The organism is Salsuginibacillus halophilus (assembly GCF_003014715.1).
GTDB lineage: Bacteria > Bacillota > Bacilli > Bacillales > Marinococcaceae > Salsuginibacillus > Salsuginibacillus halophilus.
The window spans coordinates 1-23,230 of the sequence record NZ_PYAV01000016.1; the positions used below are offsets into that span (position 1 = coordinate 1).

Annotated in this window: 26 protein-coding genes and 4 tRNA genes; 23 read left to right on the forward strand and 7 right to left on the reverse strand. The window is 46.2% G+C overall.

Annotation, left to right across the window (positions count from 1 at the left end; genetic code table 11):
- Positions 1-220: 220 nt before the first annotated feature.
- Positions 221-796 carry a hypothetical protein gene (locus tag B0H94_RS13295; RefSeq protein ID WP_106589758.1) on the reverse strand — a complete coding sequence of 192 codons (576 nt, stop codon included), beginning with the start codon at positions 794-796 and terminating at the stop codon, positions 221-223.
- A gap of 123 nt (positions 797-919) precedes the next feature.
- Between B0H94_RS13295 and B0H94_RS13300 the strand changes: the two genes are divergently transcribed.
- A complete protein-coding gene (locus B0H94_RS13300; RefSeq protein ID WP_106589759.1) occupies positions 920-1,294 on the forward strand; it encodes a hypothetical protein in 375 nt (124 codons plus the stop codon).
- 59 nt (positions 1,295-1,353) lie between these two features.
- Here B0H94_RS13300 and ispG read toward each other — a convergent pair whose 3' ends face one another.
- Both ispG and B0H94_RS13310 read right to left on the reverse strand, forming a co-directional pair.
- A complete protein-coding gene (ispG, locus tag B0H94_RS13305) occupies positions 1,354-2,445 on the reverse strand; it encodes a flavodoxin-dependent (E)-4-hydroxy-3-methylbut-2-enyl-diphosphate synthase (RefSeq protein WP_106589760.1) in 1,092 nt (363 codons plus the stop codon).
- 167 nt (positions 2,446-2,612) lie between these two features.
- Positions 2,613-2,933, reverse strand: a complete 321-nt coding sequence (locus B0H94_RS13310; protein ID WP_106589761.1) for a LysM peptidoglycan-binding domain-containing protein — start codon at positions 2,931-2,933, stop codon at positions 2,613-2,615.
- Positions 2,934-3,088: 155 nt separating this feature from the next.
- On the opposite strand from B0H94_RS13310, the gene B0H94_RS13315 reads away from it, so the two are divergent.
- Together B0H94_RS13315 and B0H94_RS13320 are read left to right on the forward strand one after the other, a co-directional pair.
- Entirely contained in the window at positions 3,089-3,979 is an 891-nt protein-coding gene (locus B0H94_RS13315) for a DUF1002 domain-containing protein (protein ID WP_106589762.1), read from the forward strand.
- 149 nt (positions 3,980-4,128) lie between these two features.
- Positions 4,129-4,821, forward strand: coding sequence for an NfeD family protein (locus B0H94_RS13320; RefSeq protein WP_106589763.1), 693 nt, complete (start codon positions 4,129-4,131; stop codon positions 4,819-4,821).
- A gap of 665 nt (positions 4,822-5,486) precedes the next feature.
- Here B0H94_RS13320 and B0H94_RS13325 read toward each other — a convergent pair.
- Positions 5,487-6,275, reverse strand: coding sequence for a DUF1189 domain-containing protein (locus tag B0H94_RS13325; protein ID WP_181315413.1), 789 nt, complete (start codon positions 6,273-6,275; stop codon positions 5,487-5,489).
- Positions 6,276-6,461: 186 nt separating this feature from the next.
- Here B0H94_RS13325 and B0H94_RS13330 point away from each other — a divergent pair, with 186 nt between their 5' ends.
- From B0H94_RS13330 to B0H94_RS13370, 9 genes are all read left to right on the forward strand, one after another.
- Complete coding sequence (locus tag B0H94_RS13330) at positions 6,462-8,087, forward strand: Na/Pi cotransporter family protein (RefSeq protein WP_181315414.1); 1,626 nt, start codon at positions 6,462-6,464, stop codon at positions 8,085-8,087.
- A gap of 948 nt (positions 8,088-9,035) precedes the next feature.
- Positions 9,036-9,515 carry a DUF456 domain-containing protein gene (locus B0H94_RS13335; protein ID WP_106589766.1) on the forward strand — a complete coding sequence of 160 codons (480 nt, stop codon included), beginning with the start codon at positions 9,036-9,038 and terminating at the stop codon, positions 9,513-9,515.
- A gap of 141 nt (positions 9,516-9,656) precedes the next feature.
- Positions 9,657-9,733, forward strand: a tRNA-Met gene (locus B0H94_RS13340).
- An 8-nt stretch (positions 9,734-9,741) separates the two neighbouring features.
- Positions 9,742-9,817 (forward strand) — tRNA-His (locus B0H94_RS13345).
- Positions 9,818-9,826: 9 nt separating this feature from the next.
- Positions 9,827-9,902 (forward strand) — tRNA-Ile (locus B0H94_RS13350).
- A gap of 14 nt (positions 9,903-9,916) precedes the next feature.
- A tRNA-Ser gene (locus B0H94_RS13355) sits at positions 9,917-10,009 on the forward strand.
- Between the two features lie 110 nt (positions 10,010-10,119).
- Complete coding sequence (locus tag B0H94_RS13360; RefSeq protein WP_106589767.1) at positions 10,120-10,353, forward strand: hypothetical protein; 234 nt, start codon at positions 10,120-10,122, stop codon at positions 10,351-10,353.
- A 75-nt stretch (positions 10,354-10,428) separates the two neighbouring features.
- The gene (locus B0H94_RS13365; RefSeq protein WP_106589768.1) at positions 10,429-11,043 is read left to right on the forward strand and encodes a superoxide dismutase; all 615 of its coding nucleotides are present in this window, start codon (positions 10,429-10,431) and stop codon (positions 11,041-11,043) included.
- A 171-nt stretch (positions 11,044-11,214) separates the two neighbouring features.
- Positions 11,215-13,320 carry a peptidoglycan D,D-transpeptidase FtsI family protein gene (locus tag B0H94_RS13370; protein WP_106589769.1) on the forward strand — a complete coding sequence of 702 codons (2,106 nt, stop codon included), beginning with the start codon at positions 11,215-11,217 and terminating at the stop codon, positions 13,318-13,320.
- A gap of 47 nt (positions 13,321-13,367) precedes the next feature.
- On the opposite strand, the gene B0H94_RS13375 is transcribed toward B0H94_RS13370, so the two are convergent.
- Together B0H94_RS13375 and B0H94_RS13380 are read right to left on the reverse strand one after the other, a co-directional pair.
- On the reverse strand, positions 13,368-13,865 hold the full coding sequence (locus B0H94_RS13375) for an endolytic transglycosylase MltG (RefSeq protein WP_106589770.1): 498 nt from the start codon (positions 13,863-13,865) through the stop codon (positions 13,368-13,370).
- A 15-nt stretch (positions 13,866-13,880) separates the two neighbouring features.
- The gene (locus B0H94_RS13380) at positions 13,881-14,231 is read right to left on the reverse strand and encodes a hypothetical protein (protein WP_106589771.1); all 351 of its coding nucleotides are present in this window, start codon (positions 14,229-14,231) and stop codon (positions 13,881-13,883) included.
- Positions 14,232-14,408: 177 nt separating this feature from the next.
- On the opposite strand from B0H94_RS13380, the gene rpmG reads away from it, so the two are divergent.
- The 7 genes from rpmG (at position 14,409) to B0H94_RS13410 (ending at position 19,690) form a co-directional block, all read left to right on the forward strand.
- On the forward strand, positions 14,409-14,558 hold the full coding sequence (rpmG, locus tag B0H94_RS13385; RefSeq protein WP_106589772.1) for a 50S ribosomal protein L33: 150 nt from the start codon (positions 14,409-14,411) through the stop codon (positions 14,556-14,558).
- A 100-nt stretch (positions 14,559-14,658) separates the two neighbouring features.
- Positions 14,659-15,219, forward strand: coding sequence for a 5-formyltetrahydrofolate cyclo-ligase (locus B0H94_RS13390; RefSeq protein ID WP_106589773.1), 561 nt, complete (start codon positions 14,659-14,661; stop codon positions 15,217-15,219).
- The gene (locus B0H94_RS13395) at positions 15,216-15,989 is read left to right on the forward strand and encodes a DUF92 domain-containing protein (protein ID WP_106589774.1); all 774 of its coding nucleotides are present in this window, start codon (positions 15,216-15,218) and stop codon (positions 15,987-15,989) included. Before B0H94_RS13390 ends, B0H94_RS13395 begins: the two co-directional genes overlap by 4 nt.
- A gap of 15 nt (positions 15,990-16,004) precedes the next feature.
- Positions 16,005-17,030, forward strand: a complete 1,026-nt coding sequence (locus B0H94_RS13400) for a ThiF family adenylyltransferase (protein WP_106589775.1) — start codon at positions 16,005-16,007, stop codon at positions 17,028-17,030.
- Between the two features lie 59 nt (positions 17,031-17,089).
- Entirely contained in the window at positions 17,090-17,260 is a 171-nt protein-coding gene (locus B0H94_RS15275; protein ID WP_181315415.1) for a hypothetical protein, read from the forward strand.
- A 131-nt stretch (positions 17,261-17,391) separates the two neighbouring features.
- Positions 17,392-18,138 carry an HAD family hydrolase gene (locus tag B0H94_RS13405; RefSeq protein ID WP_106589776.1) on the forward strand — a complete coding sequence of 249 codons (747 nt, stop codon included), beginning with the start codon at positions 17,392-17,394 and terminating at the stop codon, positions 18,136-18,138.
- A 4-nt stretch (positions 18,139-18,142) separates the two neighbouring features.
- Positions 18,143-19,690 (forward strand): rhomboid family intramembrane serine protease, encoded by a 1,548-nt coding sequence (locus B0H94_RS13410; RefSeq protein ID WP_106589777.1) that lies wholly within the window; start codon positions 18,143-18,145, stop codon positions 19,688-19,690.
- Here B0H94_RS13410 and B0H94_RS13415 read toward each other — a convergent pair.
- Positions 19,677-20,465 carry a hypothetical protein gene (locus B0H94_RS13415; protein ID WP_106589778.1) on the reverse strand — a complete coding sequence of 263 codons (789 nt, stop codon included), beginning with the start codon at positions 20,463-20,465 and terminating at the stop codon, positions 19,677-19,679. The genes B0H94_RS13410 and B0H94_RS13415 overlap by 14 nt on opposite strands.
- A 92-nt stretch (positions 20,466-20,557) precedes the next feature.
- On the opposite strand from B0H94_RS13415, the gene B0H94_RS13420 reads away from it, so the two are divergent.
- The 4 genes from B0H94_RS13420 to rocF all read left to right on the forward strand — a co-directional run bounded on the left by B0H94_RS13420 (position 20,558) and on the right by rocF (position 23,227).
- Positions 20,558-21,049 carry a hypothetical protein gene (locus tag B0H94_RS13420; protein ID WP_106589779.1) on the forward strand — a complete coding sequence of 164 codons (492 nt, stop codon included), beginning with the start codon at positions 20,558-20,560 and terminating at the stop codon, positions 21,047-21,049.
- Positions 21,050-21,067: 18 nt separating this feature from the next.
- On the forward strand, positions 21,068-21,304 hold the full coding sequence (locus tag B0H94_RS13425) for a YqgQ family protein (protein ID WP_106589811.1): 237 nt from the start codon (positions 21,068-21,070) through the stop codon (positions 21,302-21,304).
- Entirely contained in the window at positions 21,291-22,253 is a 963-nt protein-coding gene (locus tag B0H94_RS13430; RefSeq protein ID WP_106589780.1) for an ROK family glucokinase, read from the forward strand. Before B0H94_RS13425 ends, B0H94_RS13430 begins: the two co-directional genes overlap by 14 nt.
- Positions 22,254-22,330: 77 nt before the next feature.
- The gene (rocF, locus tag B0H94_RS13435) at positions 22,331-23,227 is read left to right on the forward strand and encodes an arginase (RefSeq protein ID WP_106589781.1); all 897 of its coding nucleotides are present in this window, start codon (positions 22,331-22,333) and stop codon (positions 23,225-23,227) included.
- The last annotated feature ends 3 nt before the right edge of the window (positions 23,228-23,230 follow it).

Consider the following 23,230-nt stretch of genomic DNA (forward strand, 5'->3'; position numbering starts at 1 on the left):
CAGGCAACTCCAACAAACCCTAATGTAACGGTGGTTTGAAGCTTCAAATAACAGAAATCAAACGCTACCAACGTGTCCGAAAATAAATTTGAAATCTATGGTTACTGCCGGCCGTGCCAAAAAGAAAACGAAGCAGTTCCTTCTCCTTAAAAACAAGCCCCGGTTCATTTATGAGCCGGGGCTGTTTTAATTCGAATGAGCATATGAAAAAAGAAAGGTGTTACATTGTGAGCCACGCATCGACCCAAGCTTTTGCTTCGTTCCAGTTATTGGCGCGCACAACTTGCTCTGGTGCCGGTTTACGGTTGTAAGGGGTATCGAGGAGCACCACTGGAATATTACATGCTTCAGCAATGTCACATGCATTATCGTGTTTATCTTCAAAAAAGATATCGATGTTGTGGTTTTGGATACTTTCGAGTTTGTCGTGTTTTCCGATCAGTTCGATATGGTGATAAGGAAGGTTGTTCGTTTCCAGCCATTGTTTTGTCGTTGACAACAGGTGCTCACCTCGAGCGCTGACATATGTCAAACGGCCATGCTGCTGCCAACTCTCAAGTGCCTTGTCTACACCGACAGCTAAGTCAGCTTGTTGGTAAATGTGGTGCTCATGCTGCTGCATCCAATTCCAAAAGTCCTCTTGCGTAATATTTAACACATTCGTTAAGTCATACTCGGTAATATCTTCTAAACGGATGGAACGATTAAAGTGATCATTTAAATATGGAACAAATGTAGCTGGATCGGTAACAGTTCCGTCGATATCAAAACCAAAATGAACGTTTGGTGTCGTCATGTATATCACTCCTAGTTATGTGAAAATCTTTAAAGGAACGGGAAACACTTCCTCGATAAAAATCAATGATTGCGTTCATCCTAACCGTATCCGGGTCCTACCGGATAGAAGGGGGAGAGGTAAATGGCTGAACGCTACAACGAGTATGGCGGCGAAGATGTCCGTGAGCCGGATTATTCTGAAGAAACGGCTTCTGAAGCAGCTGCAACAGGATTAGGTGACCGGCGCAATATTGAAGAGCCGGAGCGGCCTGAAGAAGAACAGCGGTCAACAATGGAATCAAACGTTGATGACGATTCAGTAGGCAAAGGTTTAGGGGTTACAGCCTTAATTTTAGCCATTTGTTCACTGTTTTTCTTGCCGATCCTGCTTGGCGCAGGTGCCGTGATTTTAGGTTTCTTTGCTGCCGCCAAAGGCGCACAGTCCCTCGGTTACTGGGGTGTTGGTCTCGGCGCGTTCTCGATTATTATCAGCTTATTTTTCCAGCCGTTCTTTTAACTGCGAAAAAAGCCCGCTCTAGGCGGGCTTTTTTTGTGGAGTTATGTGGTCGGTGTAGACTAAGATTCAGCTTGGGCTGCATATTCTTCAGCTAGTTTGTCTACTTCTTTTTTCAGCTCATCGACCATTGTTTCTTCTGGTACTTTACGGATGATTTCGCCGTGACGGAAAAGAAGCCCCTCGCCTCTGGCACCTGCAATTCCAATATCGGCTTCACGTGCTTCACCTGGTCCGTTAACAGCACAACCGAGCACAGCAACTTTAATTGGTGCACGGATGCTTGAGATGTATTCTTCTACATCGTTTGCAATACTGATTAAATCAATTTCAATCCGGCCGCATGTTGGGCAGGCGATCAATGTTGCAGCATTAGAAGCAAGGCCGAACGTTTTTAACAGTTCACGACCGACTTTAACTTCCTCAACAGGGTCAGTGCTTAATGAAACGCGCAGCGTGCTGCCGATGCCTTTATGCAAAATCGTTCCGAGCCCGGCTGAGCTTTTTACTGTGCCGGCAAACTGTGTGCCGGATTCAGTAATGCCAAGGTGTAATGGATAGTTAATTGCTTGTGCACCTTTTTCATACGCTTCAACAGCAAGATCCACATCAGAAGCCTTTAACGAAACGATAATATCGTGGAAATCGAGTTCTTCAAGAATTTGAATGTGGTGCAAGGCACTTTCAACCATGCCATCAGCTGTAGGGTAACCGTATTTTTCTAAAATGTGCTTTTCAAGTGAACCAGCGTTTACACCGATACGGATCGGTACGCTGTTAGCTTTGGCTGCTTCTACAACCGCTTCGACTTTCCAGCGCTTGCCGATGTTACCAGGGTTAATCCGGATTTTATCAGCGCCGCCTTCAATCGCTTTTAACGCCATTTTATAGTCAAAGTGAATGTCGACAACAAGCGGGATGCTAATGCGTTTTTTAATTTCAGGAATCGCTTCAGCATCTTTCATTTCCGGGCAGGCAACGCGGACGATCTGGCAGCCTGCTTCTTCAAGCCGTAAAATTTCTTCAACTGTAGCTTCAACATCGTGGGTTTTCGTTGTCGTCATGCTTTGAACAACAACTTCATTGTTACCTCCGATGGTTAAGTTGCCGACTTTAACAGCTCTCGTGTTTGTACGGTGGGTCAATTCTGTCATGAATGAATTCGCTCCTTTATTTTTCCAAGCTTTGTGCTTAAGTTTTTAACAAGCACCAGCAGGAGACTACACATCTTCACGTATTCGAACTTATTGTAGCAATAGCTGTTGCTGATTAGCAACCAAAACGTGTAATTGAATAAGAAACATAGATTAACTTTAAGTTGTTAATCGCTTTCATGATATAATGGGAAACGGTACGCTGTTCCCGGTTGAATGTGTTTTGGAGCTTGTCCGTTGTTAAGGGCGGTAAAATCTGTTTGTATTTCCTCAATTGAGACGGGCGGCTGTGTATGATGAATTTTTTCAACAATGGTGAGTACCGTTTCACCAGGCTGTACTTCATGTTTGATATAGTCTGCATCGACTGCGGTTGTATCGGTTTTTACGACAGGTTCATGACTTGAAGGCAGTGTGCCTTGCTGCAGGTCATAAGTAACCGCTAAGCCTATTGTGATTACTGCAAAAAGCCAAAGCCATTTCTTCATATGACATGCCTCCTTCATTCATATATATGCGGGCATTTTGAGGTTTAGACCGAACAATTAGAGATTTCTACAAATGAAAAAAGGTTTCAAAAAAGAGGAAAATATGATAAATAAGAAAGAGCAATAGATCACTGAATAAGAAAAGGAGTGGCCGCATGGCTAAACAAATGGGGAAAAGTCTGCTCGCGCTACTGATTATATTGCCTGCAATTTTCGGAGGTCAGCCTGCAGGGGCAGCTGATCCTGGGGATGAGATTTTCACACTCGGTGAGGATTTGAGTCCAGAGCAACGTGAAGCAATGCTTAATGAAATGGGCGGCACGGAAGAATCAACCATCGTTGAGGTAACAAATGAAGAAGAGCACGATTACTTAGGAGCGTTCATTGATGCGAGCGTCATCGGTTCAAATGCCTTGTCCTCCTCGCGAATTACGATCGGGGAAGAAGGTGACGGGATCGATATTGAGTCAAATAATATCGACTGGGTATCTGATAAAATGTATGCCAATGCTTTAATCACAGCCGGCGTGAAAGATGCGCATATTTATGTCACTGCCCCTTTTGAGCTCTCCGGCACCGGTGCATTAACCGGACTTTTGAAAGCATATGAAACGGAGACAGATATTGAGATTCCAGAAGAGAATAAACGTATTGCCAATGAAGAAATGGTACGTACCGGTGAACTTGCTGATAATGAGAACATTGAAGAGGAAGAAGCTTCAGAACTCATGGCCCGGATTAAGGAAGAGCTCGCTGACCGGGATATTCAATCCGAAGCAGATTTACGGGAACTTATTGAAGATGTGGCTGATGAACTTGGCATTACATTAAGTGAAGAAGAAATCGAAGGGCTGGTATCATTATTTGATCGAATGCGTGACTTAAACATTGACTGGGATCAAGTTCAGGACCAAATTGGCGAAGTACGCTCGAATGTTGAGGACTGGCTGCAATCTGACGAAGCACAATCCTTTTTTGATCAAGTTGCAGACTTTTTCGAGGAGTTAGTTGAAACCATTCGTGGCTGGGTGACGCAGGAGAATTAAGTTGAAAAAATCCTCTCTGGAAATAATACCGGAGAGGATTTTTGTGTCATTCGAAACGAAACGGGGAAATGAACGTATGACAGGATGAAACAAGCTGATGTGTGGTATGATGCAGATAAACAACACGTATACAGAAAGGAGATGTCGTAATGACCTGGCTGGATATTAATAGTTTTGGCTTTCTTGTCGTGTTTTTAGCAACGGCGTTTCTCGTTGGTGAGCTGCTCGTGAAGGGCCGCGGTTTGTTTGCGCTCCTCGGGGTTGCTTTAATGGCAATGTATTTTTCTCATCACATTGATACGACAACAAGTCTTTGGGTGATCGTTTTATATGCTGCAGGGATTCTTTTAATCTTGCTTGACGGCAAGGTGTTTAGTGATGGCACAGTAGCAATAATGGGGATTGTGTTAATGATTGCTGGTGTTGGTGTGGCAGCGCCCGGCTGGATGTATGGGGTTCTTGCCTCAATGGGTGTGGTACTCGGTGCCGCTTCGTCGCTCGGGTTTCTAAAAGTGTTTCCGCGGCGGGAACTGTGGACAAAGATCACGTTACGCGACCGTCTCAGCGGTGAGGAAGGTTACAATTCCATGAATCAAGCTTATGGTGAACTTGTAGGGAAGCTTGGCCGTGCTGAAACGGACTTCCGCCCGACAGGGACTGCTGTTATTGACGGAGAGCCGTACAGTGCGACGAGCGGAGGTTTATGGGTTACAAAGGGTCAGGAAATCGAGGTTGTGAAAGTAGATGGCACACAAATCAGGGTGCGCCCAGTTGCTTCAGCTTCTGAAGAGAATGACTCCTCTAATGAAACAGATGCATCAGATGAAGAACGTTATTTATAAAAAAGAGCCGCCTTACTTAGGGCGGCTCTCAGCGTGTAGACAAACTACACAACTTAACATTAACTCACAACTTACGGCTCCAACCGCCGCGGGCTGCCCTATTAAGAAGACAAAACCCGGATCATGAACGTAACCTTCACCTCAGACGGACGCTTTCCCGAGGGCTTGGCTTCAGCTAACTTGTTCGATTTGATTGCCAATCGAACAAGTGGATCTTCAGCCTGCGCTTAATCCTCTGGGAGTCGCCGTCTTTTGTTTCGGTTACTTGTTAATTAACGGATCATTAAGGATTTCCAATGAATATGGTTCGCTTGATCGCTCATTAAGCGTCATGATGAAATTGATTCATCTAAATATCGCTTGATCAAAAGGCTCTCTACAATTCATGACCATCAAATGACGCAAGGCTGACGAGCGCCGGCGGCGACGCCACCAGGAACAGCGCGAGGCGAAAATCCCGCAGGCAGTGACTTTCTGCCGAGGAAGTTGAGGCCGTGACGGGGGGGCTAAGAAGACACGGTGACTTCAAGCGTAAGCGCAGATCAAACCGATGTCGCACTTGTGCCCCTCGGGTGCAAGCGTCCGCCGAAAAGCGACATCAGCCTCCGCTTTGCTTGAAAGTTTGTCTACACACATAGAGCCGCCTTGTTTAGGGCGGCTCTTTTTTAATGTTCATGCGTTTGTTGTTTTGATTTAGGCACTGGCAGCTTACGGAAGACAAGGGCAAACATCGTGATTGCAAGCACCCAGTACAGCCAGAATGTGAAAGGTACGCCAGGTGCAAGTACATCAATAAACGCTAAGGTTATTGTTGGTAAGGTCACGGTATAAGCCGCCATAACCCAGATGTTTTTATAATTCAAACGCGTAGAGACAAAGCGTCGGAAGATAAGTCCGAAAAGAGAAAGAACTGTAATACCGACAAACTTCATCCCACTGGTAAATACATAGATCCCTACAAGCACAATGGGGATAAACAGCCATAAAAGGCTGCTGAATGTGTCGGCGAACCCGGCAATATCTTCATCGCTTAAATTGACATCACCCAGCTGTTCATACGTAATGGTCTGCCGTTCACCATCTGTTACAACAAACCCTTTCGTATCAAGTAAAACAATGCTGTTATCTTCAGCTATCCATTCTGCTTCTGAAAGCTCCCGCTCGGGATCGATGATCATACGGCCTTCGTCAAGTTCCTGAATGTAAGCTTCTTCCTGCTCAGTTTCAAGTGTTCCGCCGGAGATTGCAAACGAAGGGAGTTCTTCATTTAATGCTTCTTCAGCCTGTGTCACCGTTGTTGCTGTAGAAACAGCAAATGTAACAGCTGCCGGGATTTGAGTAAGCAGCATTAAGAAGAATACAAAGCCGATCGTTTTACCAATTCCTTGAAAACGGAGTCGGCCGATAATGTCCGGCCGATAAAGGCTGTAAAAAAACTTTTGAAACACATTCACAAAAACCGCCGCCTTTATTTAGAGTCATATCCGCTACACATTGTAAGTGAGCAAGTGGGCAGACTGCAAATATGCCGCCCTTGATCAAATCTTAATAAAATCTTTACATTCAATTTACAATAACTTAATAAAAGATCGTTATGATGTGTTGTGGCTTGATTTTGATAGATGAAGGGATGGACGCTGTTGGATTTGCAGGAGATTATCTTCACATTTATAGGTGGCCTGGCCATATTTTTATTCGGAATTAAATTCTTAGGTGATGGTTTGCAGAAAGTTGCCGGAGATCGTCTCCGTGATATTTTGGACCGGTTTACAAGCAATCCGATTATGGGTGTGTTTGCCGGTATTTTTGTTACAATTCTTTTGCAGACAAGTACCGGAACAACAGTGTTAACGATCGGGCTCGTTAACGCCGGTTTCATGTCACTAAGACAGGCGATCGGGGTTATTATGGGAGCCAATGTCGGTACAACGGCAACAGCGTTTATTATCGGCATTGATATTGCTGCTTACGCCTTACCGATCATGTTTATTGGTACGATTATTTTATTCTTTATCAAACATAAAAAAGTTAATAACTACGGTCAGGCCATTTTTGGCTTTGGCGCTTTATTTTACGGCTTGGAGTTAATGGGAGAAGGCGTAAGCCCGCTTAGAGATGTAGAAGGTTTTCGTGATTTAACGATCAGCATGAGTGAAAACCCGTTGTTAGGTGTTGTTATTGGCGCAGTATTTACCGTGGCCGTGCAAAGTTCAACAGCGGCGATTGGCTTACTGCAGCAGCTTTATGACTCAGGTGCAATTGAACAGTTGAGTGCAGCTTTGCCGGTCTTGTTTGGCGACAATTTAGGGACTACGATCACGGCAGTGCTTGCTGCTATCGGCTCTTCACTTGCGGCGAAGCGTGCAGCTTTGAGTCACGTAATATTCAATGTGATCGGAACTTCAATTGTACTTTTGATGCTTGTGCCGTTCACAGCGTTTATTGAATATATGCAGCAGCTGCTTGACTTAAATCCTCGGATGACAATTGCGTTTGCCCACGGCAGCTTTAACGTGACAAACACACTCATTCAACTGCCATTCGTCGCAGTACTTGCTGTCATTGTGACGAAGCTGATTCCGGGGAATGAAACAGAAATTGAATATAAGGCGAAGCACTTAGACACGTCGTTTATTCAAAGATCCCCTGCAATTGCGCTTGGACAAGCCCGAGCAGAAACGGTGCGGATGTCAGAACTTGCCGAGCAGGGACTGATTGAAGTTAATCAATATTTAAAAACGAATCAAAAACGGCATGCAGAGCTTTCGGTGCAGTATGAAGAAGCGATTAACAATTTAGACCGCAACATTACCGAGTATTTGATGAAAGTATCCGAGCGCTCATTGTCAGATGAAAACTCCCAGCTGCATTCGATGTTAATGAACACGGTGCGGGATGTTGAGCGGATTGGCGACCATATGGAAAATGTGATGGAACTTGTGGATTATCAGCTTACAAATAAAGTCCACATTTCTGAAGATGCTTTAAGTGACTTGGATGAAATGTTTGACGTAACGATTGAAACGCTCCAAGAAGCCATTCAGGCGATGAACCACAACGATGTTGAAGCAGCTAAGCTTGTTATTGAAAAGGAAAATGAGATCGACAGCATGGAACGTAAACTTCGGAAGAAGCACATTTTACGTGTGAATGAAGGACGTTGTACAGGTTCTGCAGGTATTGTCTTTGTTGATATCGTAAGTAACCTTGAACGTATTGGTGACCACGCCGTCAACATTGCAGAAGCTGTTATTCAAGAGCAGTAATCAAATAAAGCCTCTGCAGTCAAAGCTGCAGAGGCTTTCAACGTATAAACAAACTTTTAAAAAAAGCGAAGGTGTCGCCGCCGATGTTTGTCAGCCTTGCATTATTTGATGATCATTCATGTAGAGATCCTTTTTATCAAGTAATATCTACATGAATGAATTCCATCACTTGTCATAAGAGAATAAAATTGAACAATGAACGTAACCAACACTACCGACGGACGCTTTCCCGAGGGCTTGCCTTCAGCTAACTTGTTCGAATATAAATCATTCGAACAAGTGGATCTTCAGGCTGCGCTTGATCCTCTGGGAGTCGCCGTCTTTCGTTTCGGTTACTCTTAAATTTTGCGGATCATCAATCATTTCCAATGTCCGTTTTAAAGCTCTGAAGCACCATTATAAAATTGATTCAGGTGAAATCTCAAAAACTGTTAATGCTTTTAACAAAGGCAGGGTGTTGATGACTGTAATGCGTCCATATCGGAAAGCGTGTCTCTTCGTGCGTGAAATGTATTAGGTTGTAACCATACTTCATGATGTTTTGTATTTACGCACAGCTCTCTTAGACACCACTAGGACACTAGGAATAGCAGCAGCCGGCCCCCTCCTTCAATGAGCAGTTTTTTCACGTGCAAGCTAATACGTTATCCGGTGACAAAGCAGACACGACAAAATCAAGCGTAAGTGCTGATTGAGTCGATGTCGCACTTGTGCGATTGGTGCAAGCGAGTAGATTTCCTGTGCTTATCATATCTAATATGTCTTATGAAATAGTGCTCGGAGCTCGGGGGCAGTAAGCTGGGCGTGGAATTTTAGATTTTGTACTTTGTCGACAGTTTGAAAGCTGCAGGGGGGGTTCAATGATGATAAATTAAAGGTTGGGTAGGTGCTTCTTGCCTTTTCCAGTGCTGCCAAGGATAATAAGAAAGAAAAGGTGGAGGTGAGTGTATGGAATGGCTTTGGTTGGTGCTCGCTGTATTGTTTTACGGAGGGGCTTGGCTCGGGTTAATCTATCCGATTGTGCCGTCCGGATTGATGTATATACTAGCTGCTTTAGCTACAGCTGGTTATTTTGGTTTCAGTGATGTCGGCATCATTTTTTATTTCGTGCACGCGGTGCTCATCATATTGTTATTTTTGATTGATCATCTTATCAGCATTTTAGGCATTCAACGCAGCGGCGGCTCGAAATATGCTGTGTGGGGGAGTCTGGCAGGAGCCTTGATCGGTCCATTTATCATTCCCGTTTTCGGGCTTTTTGTGGGTCTTGCAGTTGGTGCTGTCGCAGGTGAATTGTTTGCGGGTACGAAGGAATGGCAGAAAATCGGCAAAGTCGGTGCAGCATCGCTGATCGGTTTTGTTGTCGGAGTTATTGTGAAAAGCATATTGTTAATCACTGGACTTTTACATGTCTTTTTCTTTCTTTAAGAATAAATTTCAAATTAAATCTTGCGTGAGTATTTTTCATGTGCTATATTTTATTGTGTCGGTTTTAGTGACTGAACAGATAAGTAGCGGTATTGACAGCTTGCTTGTCTGTTGATAGGATAAACATTCGACAAAACAAACGGCGGCGTAGCTCAGCTGGCTAGAGCGTACGGTTCATACCCGTAAGGTCGGGAGTTCGAGTCTCTCCGCCGCTACCAAACATATGGCGGTTGTGGCGAAGTGGTTAACGCACCGGATTGTGGCTCCGGCATTCGTGGGTTCGAACCCCATCAACCGCCCCATGTGATTTTGGACCCTTAGCTCAGTGGTCAGAGCAGACGGCTCATAACCGTCCGGTCGTAGGTTCGAGTCCTACAGGGTCCACCAAAAAAAGTCCATATGGAGGAATACCCAAGTCCGGCTGAAGGGGACGGTCTCGAAAACCGTTAGGGGCTTCACGGCCCGCGTGGGTTCGAATCCCACTTCCTCCGCCATTACTTATATAATGATATTTCCGCTGGTGATAAGCAATGACGAGATATGAGGCATAAATAAAATAAACGCGAAATTATCAACCCTCCATGATATAAAGGAGGGTTTTTTAGTGTCTGATAAATGCAATTTATCTCTTGGGCACATGCGTTATTTTACGATGTTTAACGATACGGTTGGAAGTGCGCTGAAATTAATGATTCCTGCCGTGCTTCTACGTTTAAACCTGCACATAGGTGGGTATAGTTTCAATGGTTCATCTAGTATGGACAGTTTATTTTTGTTGAAAAGTATTCTGCACTTTGGTAGGCTCAGTTTTGCAGGTGTTTCCGCGAAAGAAGTGTGAGCGGCATTTGCATGCATAACTTCAAGACATCGCAGCTGAGACGAAACTACTCAATTTTTTAAGGAGGAGATTCACATGGCAAATCATCAACTCCCGGAACTGCCGTACGACTTTAACGCATTGGAACCTCATATCGATGAGGAAACAATGAAGATTCACCACGGCAAACACCATAACACGTACGTAACAAAGCTGAATGCAGCACTTGAAGGACATGACGAACTAGCTGCAAAATCCGTTGAAGATCTTATTAAAGATCTCGACAGCGTACCGGAGAACATCCGCACAGCTGTACGGAACAACGGTGGCGGTCATGCCAACCATAAACTGTTCTGGACGATCCTCAGCCCAAATGGCGGCGGTGAACCAACCGGCGATATCGGCGATGCGATCAAGAGCAACTGGGGCAGTTATGAAGCATTTAAAGAAGAATTCAAAAACACAGCACTTGGCCGCTTCGGCTCCGGCTGGGCTTGGCTTGTCGTAAATGAAAACGGTGGAGTGGAGATTCAGGATACGCTGAACCAGGACTCCCCGTTGATGGAAGGCAAAACGCCAATCCTCGGTGTTGATGTGTGGGAGCACGCATACTACTTGAAATATCAAAACCGTCGTCCTGACTATGTTGATGCGTTCTTTGAACTAATCAACTGGGACGAAGTTAACCAGCGCTTCAAAGCAGCAAAGTAATTAAGAAGTTTTTAATAAAACCGCTCCTTTTCTAGGGGCGGTTTTTTGTATGCCATGACTTCAGACATGTGCAGAACGGCCGGGCAGTGTGCTAAACTATGAAAGAATAAAAGTAAACGCGTAATATTTAAAAACATGAGCACTTACGGTAACGAACATAAGGAGGAGGCTATGGCACAAAAGAAACGTAAATCGCGCCTGCCGCTTCGGTTAAATCTGCTGTTTTTCATCATATTTTTATTATTTTCTGTGATTATTCTCCGGCTAGGTTATATCCAAATTGTTGAAGGGGAAAGTTTTCAGGAAGAATTAGAGCAGAGCACCCAGGCGACAGCACAAATTGATGCGCCACGCGGTTTAATGTATGATCGACACGGCAATGTCGTTGTAAATAATGAATTGGATTTGTCCTTAACATACACAAACACCCCGGGTAATGAGGAAGAACGTCTTGAAGTAGCAGAACGTTTGTCTGAATACATCGATATGGATATTGAAAGGGATGACCTCCGTGAGCGGGAAATGCAGGATTACTGGCTGCAGACCCGTGAGGAAGAACGGGAATCTCTCTTGTCGGATGAAGAAATTGAAGCGAATCAAGGTGAGGACGGAGAACTTTATGAGCTTGAGCTTGAGCGAATCACTGATGCAGAGCTAGCTGACATAGAGGAAGATGAACTAAACACTGTAGCGATCTGGCGGGAAATGCTGAGTGGCTACAATCATGAGCCGCATCGATTGAAGCGTGGTCTTGAAGAAGAAGAAGCACATGCCATCAGTGAGCAGATGGAGCAGTTCCCAAATGTAGATATTATGACAGATGCTTCTCGCAGTTACCCGTATGGTGAAAGCTTTCCAAACTTATTTGGAAGTACCGGTTCAATCCCTAGCGAGTCGCTGGATGAATATTTAGCCCGCGGCTATGAGCGTTCTGATATCATCGGTACAACATTTTTGGAATATCAATATGAAAACGCCCTGCGCGGGGAAAAAGGGGTGCGTGAAGTCAACCGCAGCGGTGGTGAAGAAACGGTAATTGAAGATCCGGGGTCGCGCGGGGATGATCTCATCCTTACCATTGATATGGCACTGCAGCAGGAAATTGAAGCGAGCATCGAGCAGGAAGTTAGTGCTTCCCCAGGGGCGTTCATTACAGATCCAGAAGCTTATGTCGTGATGATGGAGCCGTCAACTGGTGATGTTTTAGCTATGGCCGGCTATGACAATCAGCTCGGTGTCATGATGCGTTCCTATGAAATGGGTTCAACTGTTAAGGCAGCCACAGTTCTTGCTGGCTTTGATGCAGGGGTGGTGCAGCCGGGTAGTGTCATTAATGATCAGCCGATTGACCTTCCGGGTGCACCGACGTTAAGTTCTTGGCGTAATTTTGGTCCGATTAATGACTTAAAAGCTTTAGAAGTATCCTCAAACATTTATATGGCTGAAATTGCGATGCGCATTGCCGGTTATGATGGGCAGAGCTTCCCGACGGCGCAAACTGCCCGCGGGTTTCAAACATTGCGCAACTACTATGCAGAGTTTGGGCTTGGTGTGCCGACACATGTTGATCTTCCGCAGGAGACAACCGGTTTCACAAGTGAATCCACCAATCCAGGTAACTTACTGGACTTAAGCTTCGGTCAGTATGATAACTATACACCGCTTCAGCTGGCGCAGTACATTTCAACAATTGCAAATGATGGGTACCGGATGGAGCCGCGGCTTGTGAGAGAAATTCGGGAGCCAGACCCTGATGCCGGGGCATTTGGCGCTGTGAAAAAACAATTTGAGCCAAACCCATTAAACCGCATTTCGGCCACGGATAACCATATCGATCGTGTGCAGGAAGGTCTCCGGCGCGTCGTAGAAGGTCCAGAAGGCACGGCTGCAGATGACTTTGAAGGTGTGGATTATGCACCAGCAGCTAAAACAGGTACCGCAGAGATTGTTGCAGATGGTATTGAAGGGGTGAACCAGGCACTCGTTGGTTACGCACCGCACGATGATCCAGAAGTTGCATTTGCAGTAATTGTGCCGAATGTGCACGGTGAAGATAGTGGGGGTCAGTCTGGTGTGGCAAATAATATTGCCCGAAGTGCGCTTGACTCGTACTTTGAAGTGCAGGACGACCGCCCGGATCCAGATGAAGCAGATGAAGGAACAACCATGGAAGAGTACCAAGAAGGTGAAGATTTAGAAGATGTTGAAGAAGAGATGGAAGAAGGCGCAGAGGACGAGATGCTCGAAGAAGGTCCATCGATGCTGCCTGATGATTAAAAAGTTGAAGCTGCCTCAACGAGGCAGCTTCAACTTTTTTGGTTACATCAGCGGGAGATATGTTGAATAATTTCTTCTTCTTCCATTTCGCTCTCGAGTTCGAACGTACCGGTTTGAATGCTTTCAGCTGTTCCGGCTTCGTATAACCGTGATTCAAAACGACTTGCATCTTCAATGATGTTTGCGCTCTCGAGCCGGCTGGCTACTTCGTTTGAGGTCATACCATCTTCAACTGTTAAATGGTATTTGTAAATGGGGTCATTTTCTGTTTCGGTTTCGCTGTTTGCTTCTTCCTCTGCTTCATCATCACCTTCAGCTTCATCACTTTCTTGGGTGTAAGCTTCCTGGAGCATGGCGTTAATGTCTTCATCGCTCATAACTTCATAACCTTCCACTTCAAGCACCTGTCTTGCTTCATCTTGAGTTACAGCAGATTCTTCTGCTTCAGACGCCGTAAGCGAAGGTTCAAGAAAAGTTTGGGCGGCAAGCAACAGCATCGCGCTGACAAACAGGCCGGCTGCAGCCCCGCGGAGCCAGTTATGCATGAGGGTGCCTCCTTTCTAAGCGAGCCGGCTGAGAATGTTTTGGACTTCGCTTTCTGTCAGTTTCATTTCCCGGGCAATTGCCGGTATGGCGTAGCCGGACCGATACATTGCACCGGCTTCTTCAAAAAGTTCTGCTTGTCCGGTACTTTGTGCTTTTGCGTAGTCAGGCTGGGGGTCAAGTGTACCTCCGAGTAGTTCTTCCTCGAGGACTTGTACTTTCTTTTTCAATTGATACATTTCACCCATGAGTGATAAATTCATTTGTTCAAGCTGCTGTTTTTCTTCACGCTCTTTTTTGGCAGGTATAAATGATAGCAAAAATAATAAAGCTGCCACTGCAATCAGGCTGGTTATGAGCCAAAGCATGCGCTTCACCTCCTATAATTCTATTATACATACTTCATGAAGGATCGCGAAATGTTGATCAGTGTAATTTTTTTCGTAAGTTTATTTGTAATCAGACATTCAATCCTTGATCCTCTTCGATCACTTTGCTATCATTAAAAAGTATGATGAAGAACGTAAGATAGGGAGGGAAACAACATGCGTGTACAAGTGACCATGGCTTGCACGGAGTCAGGCGACCGTAACTACATCACGACTAAAAACAAGCGTAAAAACCCTGAACGCATTGAGCTTCGTAAGTTCAGCCCGCGTTTGAACCGCTATACGCTACATCGCGAAACGAAGTAATCAAAAAAGTAACCGGCCCTTTGAAAGGGCTTAGGTTGCTTTTTTTACCTTCATAGGGGATGATTAGCGGCAGAAGTGATATAAAGGGGGGGGGCATCCGGTGGCGACAAAAGAAATTTTGCGGTCTGATGTGAAGCGGCAGTTTCTCAACCTTTCTCGGACCGAATATCAGCTGCGCTCTAAGCAGGTACAGGCAGCATTGCTGGCTGATCCGGCATGGCAAAGGGCTGATATGATCGGTTTAACCGTATCCACCCCGCAGGAAATCGACACATATGGTCTGCTTGAAGCGGCCTGGGCGAGTGGCAAGCGGACCGCTGTACCAAAAGCAGACGCTGAACATAAATCATTGGCCTTTTATGAAATTAAAGATTTTGACGAACTTTCACCTGCGTTTGCCGGTATTTTAGAGCCAAAAGCTTCCCGCGAAAAGTATGTGGCAGCGCAAAGATTAGAGCTTTTGGTGGTGCCCGGGTTTGTTTTTGATGCGAAGGGGTATCGTATTGGCTTTGGCGGTGGGTTTTATGATCGATTTCTTGCTGAGCACAAAATACCGTCCTGTAGTATAGGGCTTAATTTTCAATATGTTGACCGCCTTGAGCCTGAAGTGCATGATATGCCGGTGGATCAGGTGTTCATTGAAGGGAAGGAAGAACTTTGACCGCTTTTTATATCATAGGTGTAGCCCTCCTTACGTTTGCAGCCTACAGACGGGGCTGGCTCTCATTAAGCGGCAGTATTGCTGCGATGCTGCTTGGCTCTGTTATTGCTTTCGCATTTGGCGGAGCAGGCCTGCTCTTATTAGGTGTCTTTTTCGTTCCGTCATCGCTGTTAAGTAAACTGCAGCCGGCGAGTGCGGATAAAGAAGGAAGCAAACGGACGGCAGGGCAGGTGCTTGCCAACGGGGGTGCTGCCGGCGCTGCCGCATTTGGTGCACTTTTGTTTCCTCATCCGTTCTGGCTGGCAGCTGCAGCTGGTGGACTTGCAGCGGCTTCAAGCGATACATGGGCGTCAGAAATCGGCCGGATGAAGCGGCAGATTCCTTGGCACGTCCGGGAAAGAAAACATGTTATGCCCGGACGCTCCGGTGCGGTTTCAAAGGCGGGAACACTCGGGGCTGCCTATGGTGCAGCTTTTGTTGCCATCGCTGGTTCTGCGGTAACAGAAGGCTCCGCACTACAAGCGTTTATCATCATTTTTGCCGCCGGCTTTCTTGGCCATTTTATTGATACACTCGCCGGTGCTTATGTTGAAGCTGAGTATCAATGTAAAGCGTGCGGACGTCTCGTTGATACCTCTGTTCACTGCAATCAAACAACAATGCGCGTGCGAGGCTTTGCCTTTTGCACAAACGAGGCGGTAAATACGCTCTGTACATTGAGTGGTGCAGGTTTTGCGCTTCTCGGCTTTTGGCTTTTTGACCTTGTGTAGAAAGAAGGGATCCGGATGCAGGAGTGGATGGAGGAACGTTTTTCTCGTCAGACACGGTTTGCGCCGATTGGCGTGAACGGACAGTTGAATTTATGGGAAAGCCAGGCGGTCATTATCGGTGCCGGCGCTCTTGGTACGGTAGCAGCCAACCATCTCGTACGCGGTGGTGTGGGGACTGTGACGATTGTGGACCGGGACTTCGTTGAACCGAGCAATTTACAACGGCAGCTATTGTTCGATGAGCGGGATGCTGAAGAAATGAAGCCAAAAGCAGCCGCAGCTGAAGAGAAATTAAAAGCCATCAACAGCCGTGCTGAAATTCGCGGGATCATCAGTGATGTAAATGCAGGCAATGTTGAAGACTTCATTCTAGGTGCTGATGTGGTCATTGACGGAACAGACAATTTCCAGACACGTTTTCTTGTAAACGATGCTTGCTTTAAACACAGTATCCCGTTTCTATACGGTGGTGCTGTCAGCTCACGCGGGATGATGGCGCCATTTGTGCCCGGTGAAACACTCTGTTTCCGCTGCCTGCTCGGCGGTGGACAGGACACAAGCGGAGAAACGTGTGACACGGTTGGTGTGCTGGCACCGCTTGTTGATATGACAGCGTCGCTGCAGGCTGTTGAGGCGATGAAACTTCTAAGCGGGGCCGGGCAGGCCCTGCGCCGGTCACTCGTACAATACGATATTTGGTCGTTTTCGTTCCGGGAGTTTCCCTTTCCTCAACCGCGTCCTGATTGCCCGACGTGTGCAACGTTAGAATATCCGGACTTAAATCGCTCTTTACAAAGTGAAACGGCCGCTCTCTGCGGTCGTGACAGTGTGCAGGTGCAGGCGGCGGAGGCATTTGACCTTGAAACTTGGGCAGAAAAGCTTGAACGGGCGGCTGAAGTGAAAAAAACCCCATTTCTGCTCCGGGCGGATATTGAAACTGGTGAGCGTTTAGTCGTGTTTCCTGACGGTCGTGTCATTGTGCAGGGCACAGAAGATCCGGCTCGGGCAAAGTCTCTCGTTTCACGGTATATCGGTGTATAATTCCATAGCAGCGTGGAAACCTTATCCGTAAACAACGCCGCAAAAATGAGGTGATGTGGATGCGGATGATGTTATTTTGGCTGCTTGTCATAGCCGGTTTAAGTGCTGGGTGGAAGATGCGTAAACGCTTAGTGCCGATGCTTTTAGCTTCAAAGCGGTTTCGTAAATACGGCTTACAGCTTGCATTTTCTGTCCCGGGTTTCCGCCGGCTCGCGTGGCGGATGATATAAGCGCCTGCGAGGACATTTACAGCGACTTATGTTACGTTAAGAGAAAGAAAGGCTGTTCTTCCTAAAGATGGGGAAACAGCCTTTTTCTCTAATGTATGCTTCGGCGTACGAATAAAGGTTGGTGAAAGCAGATGAAACAGTGGAGCGTTATATGTTTTGATCTTGATAATACATTGCATTGTCATGAAACGGCTTTTCGACGGGCCATTTCTCATTTATTTAACGAAAAAAAACAATTTGATCCGGTTTTTCAAAAGCGGATGGAGATTAGTGCAAATGATTGGTATGAAACGTTTAAGCATTATAGTGATGCGTTATGGCCGGCTTATGAAGACGGTGAATTATCCACAACAGAATACCGCCGTGCGCGTTACGGAAAAACACTTGAAACACATGAGCTGGATTGGACAGATGAAGAGGCAGACGCGTTTCAAAATGCATATGAAGAGGTGATTCCTTCGTTCAGCACGGCATATGAAGGAATGAAGGAGCTTTTAAAACAACTTCAAAGAGAGAATATGAAACTAGGTATTATTACAAACGGAAGAACAGAAACGCAGTGGGAAAAAATTAAATGCTTACAGCTTGCAGATTACATACCTGAAGCTCATATGTTCATTTCCGAAGAGGTGGGAGTTAAAAAACCAGCGCCGGGCATTTTTAATACAGCTTTACAAAAGCTGAATGCTCATCCTTCCGAAGCGTTATTTATCGGTGACTCCTGGGAATTAGATGTGGCAGGAGCGATGGATGCGGGCTGGGAAGCAGTGTTTTTAAATACTCGGAGTGAAAAGCCAAATACAAATCATACTCCATTTGCGATATGTGACTCGCTTCAAGAAGTTTACCGCACAGTTGTTAAGCCGGAGGAAGGATGAGTTCATGGAGATTGAGCGTCAAAATCGCCTATTTTGGGAATTTGTTTATCATTTTGTTGTGAACCGCGGCCTGCGGATCGTTTCAGCAAGTAAAGATAAAAAAAAGCTGTGGCTAGAAAACGATGATGTGAAAAATCCATTAATTATCCGGCTCTCGCGGGTTGATGTTGATTGGAGCCGCGAGCTTGAAAACGATCAAGAAACAATGGCAAAAGAATTTGTGAAAGTCCGGGCGAAGGTTCCGGTACGTAAGCCGAAAATGGTAAATGTCTATGTCACGGTTTATCCGACGATTGATGATCATGCACGTGTCCTTGCAGATGAGAATGGTCCGGCGGCACGGCTTGGCGTGCAAAACTTTTTAGTCCCCGGGTCCGGACCTGAGTGGCAGGCACCGGCAAAACCTGAGGATGTCCTCGAACATTTGTCTTTAAAAGCGGGCTGGGAGGAGCAGACGCCGGTTCGTGAAGATCTTGAGACGCAAGAGCTTTATCAGCAGGCGATGAATCAAGCTGAAGCGAAGCAGAAAGAGGAGCAGGCCGTTTTTTTATACAGCAAGCCGAAGCTAACGCTCATCCTTATGGGCTTAATCGCTGTCATGTATGGACTGCTTGAAGCCACAGGTGGTTCCCAGCATATCTTAACGCTCGTTGAATACGGCGCAAAATACAACCCGGCCATTGCAGATGGTGAATGGTGGCGCCTGATTACGTCGATGTTTCTTCACATCGGTTTTTTCCATTTCTTTATGAACTCGCTTGCTTTATTTTTTATCGGCGGACTTGTTGAGCGGATTTTTGGTACGTGGCGGTTTATGATCATTTATTTCGCTGCTGGCATCGTTGGTTCGGCAGCAAGCTTTGCTTTAAATATTCAAATTTCAGCCGGCGCTTCCGGTGCGATTTTTGGATGTTTTGGTGCACTTCTTTTTTTCGGAATGATGCATCGTAAGCTATTTTTCCGAACGATGGGTGTTAGCGTAATTGTGATTTTATTGATCAATCTCGGCTTCGGTTTTGTTGTCCCAATGGTGGATAACGGCGCACATATTGGTGGCTTGATCGGCGGCTTGCTTGCGGCGATGCTCGTTGGGATGCCAAAAAGCGGGACGAAATTTCCGCGGCTGCTTCCAGCCGGGCTGCTTGTGGCACTTTTTGTCGGTTTGTTTTGGTATGGGAACTTTGTTGAAGAGGACCGCGAAGGTGGTGTGATGCAGGCACAAATGGCCCAGGAGATGGCCCAGGAGGGGGACATAGGCCAGGCGGAAGAGACCCTTGCTCCTGTGCTCGATCAAGAGAACCCGCCGGCTGAAGCGTTATTTGTTCAAGGAAATTTAGAAGCTGAAACAGGGGATTACGAAACAGCACGCACTTATTTTGAACAGACGCTTGATCGCCGGGCAGATTTCCATGAAGCCCACTATAACCTGGCGCTTGTACTCCATGAGCTTGGTGAAGATGAAGAGGCGCTCAATCATGTAGAAGAAGCGCTTCAAATTGAGCCAGGTGAAGAACGTTATGAAGATTTAAGAGAAGAGATCAGTGGCAGCTAAGCGGCCGGCGCAGTTGATAAGGTGTATTGTCTTCTAGCACCATGAACAGGTGTAAGTGTTCATCGCTTACAGCAATGATGGGCATTGAACTCCCTTCAGGAGACTCATCAGGTGCATTTTTACGCTTGACCCGCGGTAAAAAAGCCTCGCGGTACATGGACCAGGCAGAAGTTTGCAGCTTCTCAACAGAGCATGAGAGCTCTGCTTCGTTTGTAAAAATATCGCGCCAATTGTAAAATGTGATATCTCTTGGCAGGTCAAACGCCTGCGCATACATGTGAATTTGATGCTGCACTTGTTCATTTAAAATATGATCAAGTGCTTTTTTATGCTCAGCTTCTTTTTCGTTAACTGGGTGATGAAATGCGTACGTATTTTGATGAGCAGAGCTTGCCATATAAAGTTGATCAGTGGAAAAAGCATACCGCCTGCTCTGCTCATCCGGCCGCCACTGGTGCAGTGAGAATGCATCATACCGTGAGCTTCCTTCACCTGCCACTTTCTTTTTGCGCGCAATTGTAGAATCCTCTTCACGCCAGCGTGACATCGTATCAATTAAAATACCGTCTTCAAATAAAATACTTTCTTCAAGACGGTCGGAAAATAATTCACCGCTTCCTCCTGTTGTTTCCCACGAGATTTCGTAAGCGTTTGGTGGGGAGATTTTAACAACATCAAGCCGCGTTTCAGTCGTCTCCAGCTCGGCTGCAGCTGCATCACTAACAAACAAAGGTAAGCAAAACATGAAACTTAATCCGAGCATCAAGTACTTCAAAATTGAGGACTCCTTTCTATTTTCAACCTGCAGATGTATGTATGTGCAGTTTGTGCATACATATGAGCACAGCCTGTCATAAGGAGGCGCTTATGCTGAATTTGTGTATTGTGGCTGCGGCACTTGGGGCATTGTCCGGAAGCCAGCGGACATGGCAACCGCAGACAATGATTGGGATCTTTCTTTGCATGGCGGTCATCTTTTATTATGTTGGCTATCTTGCGTCAGATTATGCAGCTTTTGGTTGGCTTCAGCTTGCCGCTCAAGTGATGTTCACCATATTTCTCGTCGTTTTAATTTTGCTGTTGTTTCTTTATGCAGGAGATGACGTTACATTGTTTCATCAAAATGGAAGTTTGATCTGGATTGCAGCTGCATCCCTCATGCTTTTAAACAGTTTTATGATTTCCGGGTTGGTTCCACACGGCTTAGCCCTTTTATTTATTTTATTATTATTTCTTGGCGGGTTATTATTTGGTTTGTATTTGCAGGAGAACTTATACCATGTTGTTAATAGGACAAGAATCAAGCATCTGCTTCCGCTTTTAATCTTTGTTGTAGGAGTTGTTCTTCAGTTGGTATAATGTAAGAGGTGATGTATGATGGAAACAATGCAGGATGTTCGGTCATTGCTTCATTCTTTTGGCTCATTTATTTATACAAAAGATCAAGCAATGGATACACAGCTTATGGCTGACGAGCTTGATGAGCTTGCCGGCTACGGAATCATTGATGAATCTACGAAGGCAAAGGCGAAAATCATTTTGCGCCGGGCTGAAAAACAGCCAAGTCCGCTTGCCTCGCGAATGGAGAGAACAGAAAACCATGACAACGGATAAAACGTATCTTGCCGGGATTGATATCGGCGGCACGTCGATCAAACTTGGTTTATTTACGACAGAGAAAGAAAATGTTGCTGTCTGGCAGATTCCTACATCAACTGCTGATGGTGGTCGGGCGATTGCCCGTGACGTGGCCGGGGCGATTGAAGAAAAATTAAATACGCTCGGCATAGAAAAAGATTCACTCGCAGGCGCAGGCGCCGGTGCACCGGGATACGTCCGGCCAGATGACGGCGTGGTCACAAAAGCTGTTAATATCGGCTGGGAAGAGTATCCGCTTGCTCAAGCATTAACAGAAGCGCTTGAGCGCCCGGTGTTTGTACAAAACGACGCGAACCTTGCTGCAGCAGGTGAAGCTTGGCGCGGCGCAGCGGCCGGGATTGATGATGTGATCTGTATCACGATTGGTACAGGGGTTGGTGCAGGTTTGTTAGTTAATGGTGAAATTATTGCCGGCAGGCGTGGAACAGCAGGTGAAATTGGTCACCTTACTGTTGAGCCGGACGGTCGTCGCTGTAACTGCGGCCGCTACGGATGTTTAGAACAGTATGCATCTGCTACAGCTGTCAAGGAAATCGCTGCCGAAGCGTTGACTCATTATCCGGATTCCACGCTGCATCAAGCTGAAGCACTCACGGCTGCGGTGATTTATCAAGAAGCCGCCGCAGGAGACGTTTTAGCTCAACAAGTCGTTGATCAAGCTGCAGCATATTTAGGGCTTGCCCTTGGCAACTTGGCGACAGCCTTAAATCCAGAGCGGATTTTAATCGGCGGCGGGGTTTCAGCGGCTGGCGATACGTTGATGGTGCCGCTGGCGGAGCAGTTTGAACGCTTTGCACTTGATGAAGCGGCAGGTGCTGTACAGTTTTCGATTGCAAAACTTGGTAATGAAGCTGGGATCAGCGGTGCAGCCTGGCTCGCGGCGAAACGCCTCGGTTTTCTTTAAATAAAAAAATGGCATCAGTTTTGCATTATTTTTTAAGTGTAGAACCATTTCACTTAAAGAAAGCGGGGTACATAATTATGAAAAATGAAATGACCATTGTAAGTGTACCAATGGACCTTGGACAGGCACGGCGCGGTGTTGATATGGGACCGAGCGCGGTTCGTTATGCCGGTGTGTTTGAGCGTCTTGAAGCCTTAGGCTACAACATTAAAGATGGCGGGGACGTAGCAGTCGCAACCGAGAAAGCGGGTATGAAACAAGAGGCCGCTTTAAAAGACTTAGAAGCGGTTGCTGAAACGAGTCAACGGATTGAACAGCAGGTAACTGAGATTCATGAAGCGGGCCGCTTTCCGCTTGTGCTCGGTGGTGACCACAGTATTTCAATCGGAACACTTGCTGCTCATGCGGCCCAGGCAGAAAATTTAGGGGTCATCTGGTATGATGCGCACGTTGATTTAAATACAGGCGAGACGTCACCTTCAGGCAACATTCACGGCATGCCGCTTGCAGTTGCGCTCGGTTACGGCGATAAAAAGTTGACCTCAATCGGGAGCGGACCTAAGCTGAAGCCGGAAAACATTGTGATTGTTGGAGCCCGTGCGCTTGATGAAGGTGAAAAAGCGTTTGTACAAGAACACAATATTTGCGTATATACGATGCACGACATTGACCGGCGCGGGATGAGTACGGTGATGGAAGAAGCAATCAATTACTTGCGCAGCCGCTGTGATCAAGTTCATCTTAGCTTGGACCTGGACGGGCTCGATCCGCAGGATGCTCCGGGCGTGGGTACACCGGTTGTCGGAGGCGTCAGTTACCGGGAAAGTCATTTAGCTATGGAAATGCTTGCAGAGGCGGAAATGATTACCTCTGCTGAATTTGTAGAAGTCAATCCGATTCTTGATGAACGAAATAAAACAGCAGAAGCCGCAGCAGCCTTGATGGGATCGTTGTTCGGTGAAAAGCTGAAATAAACA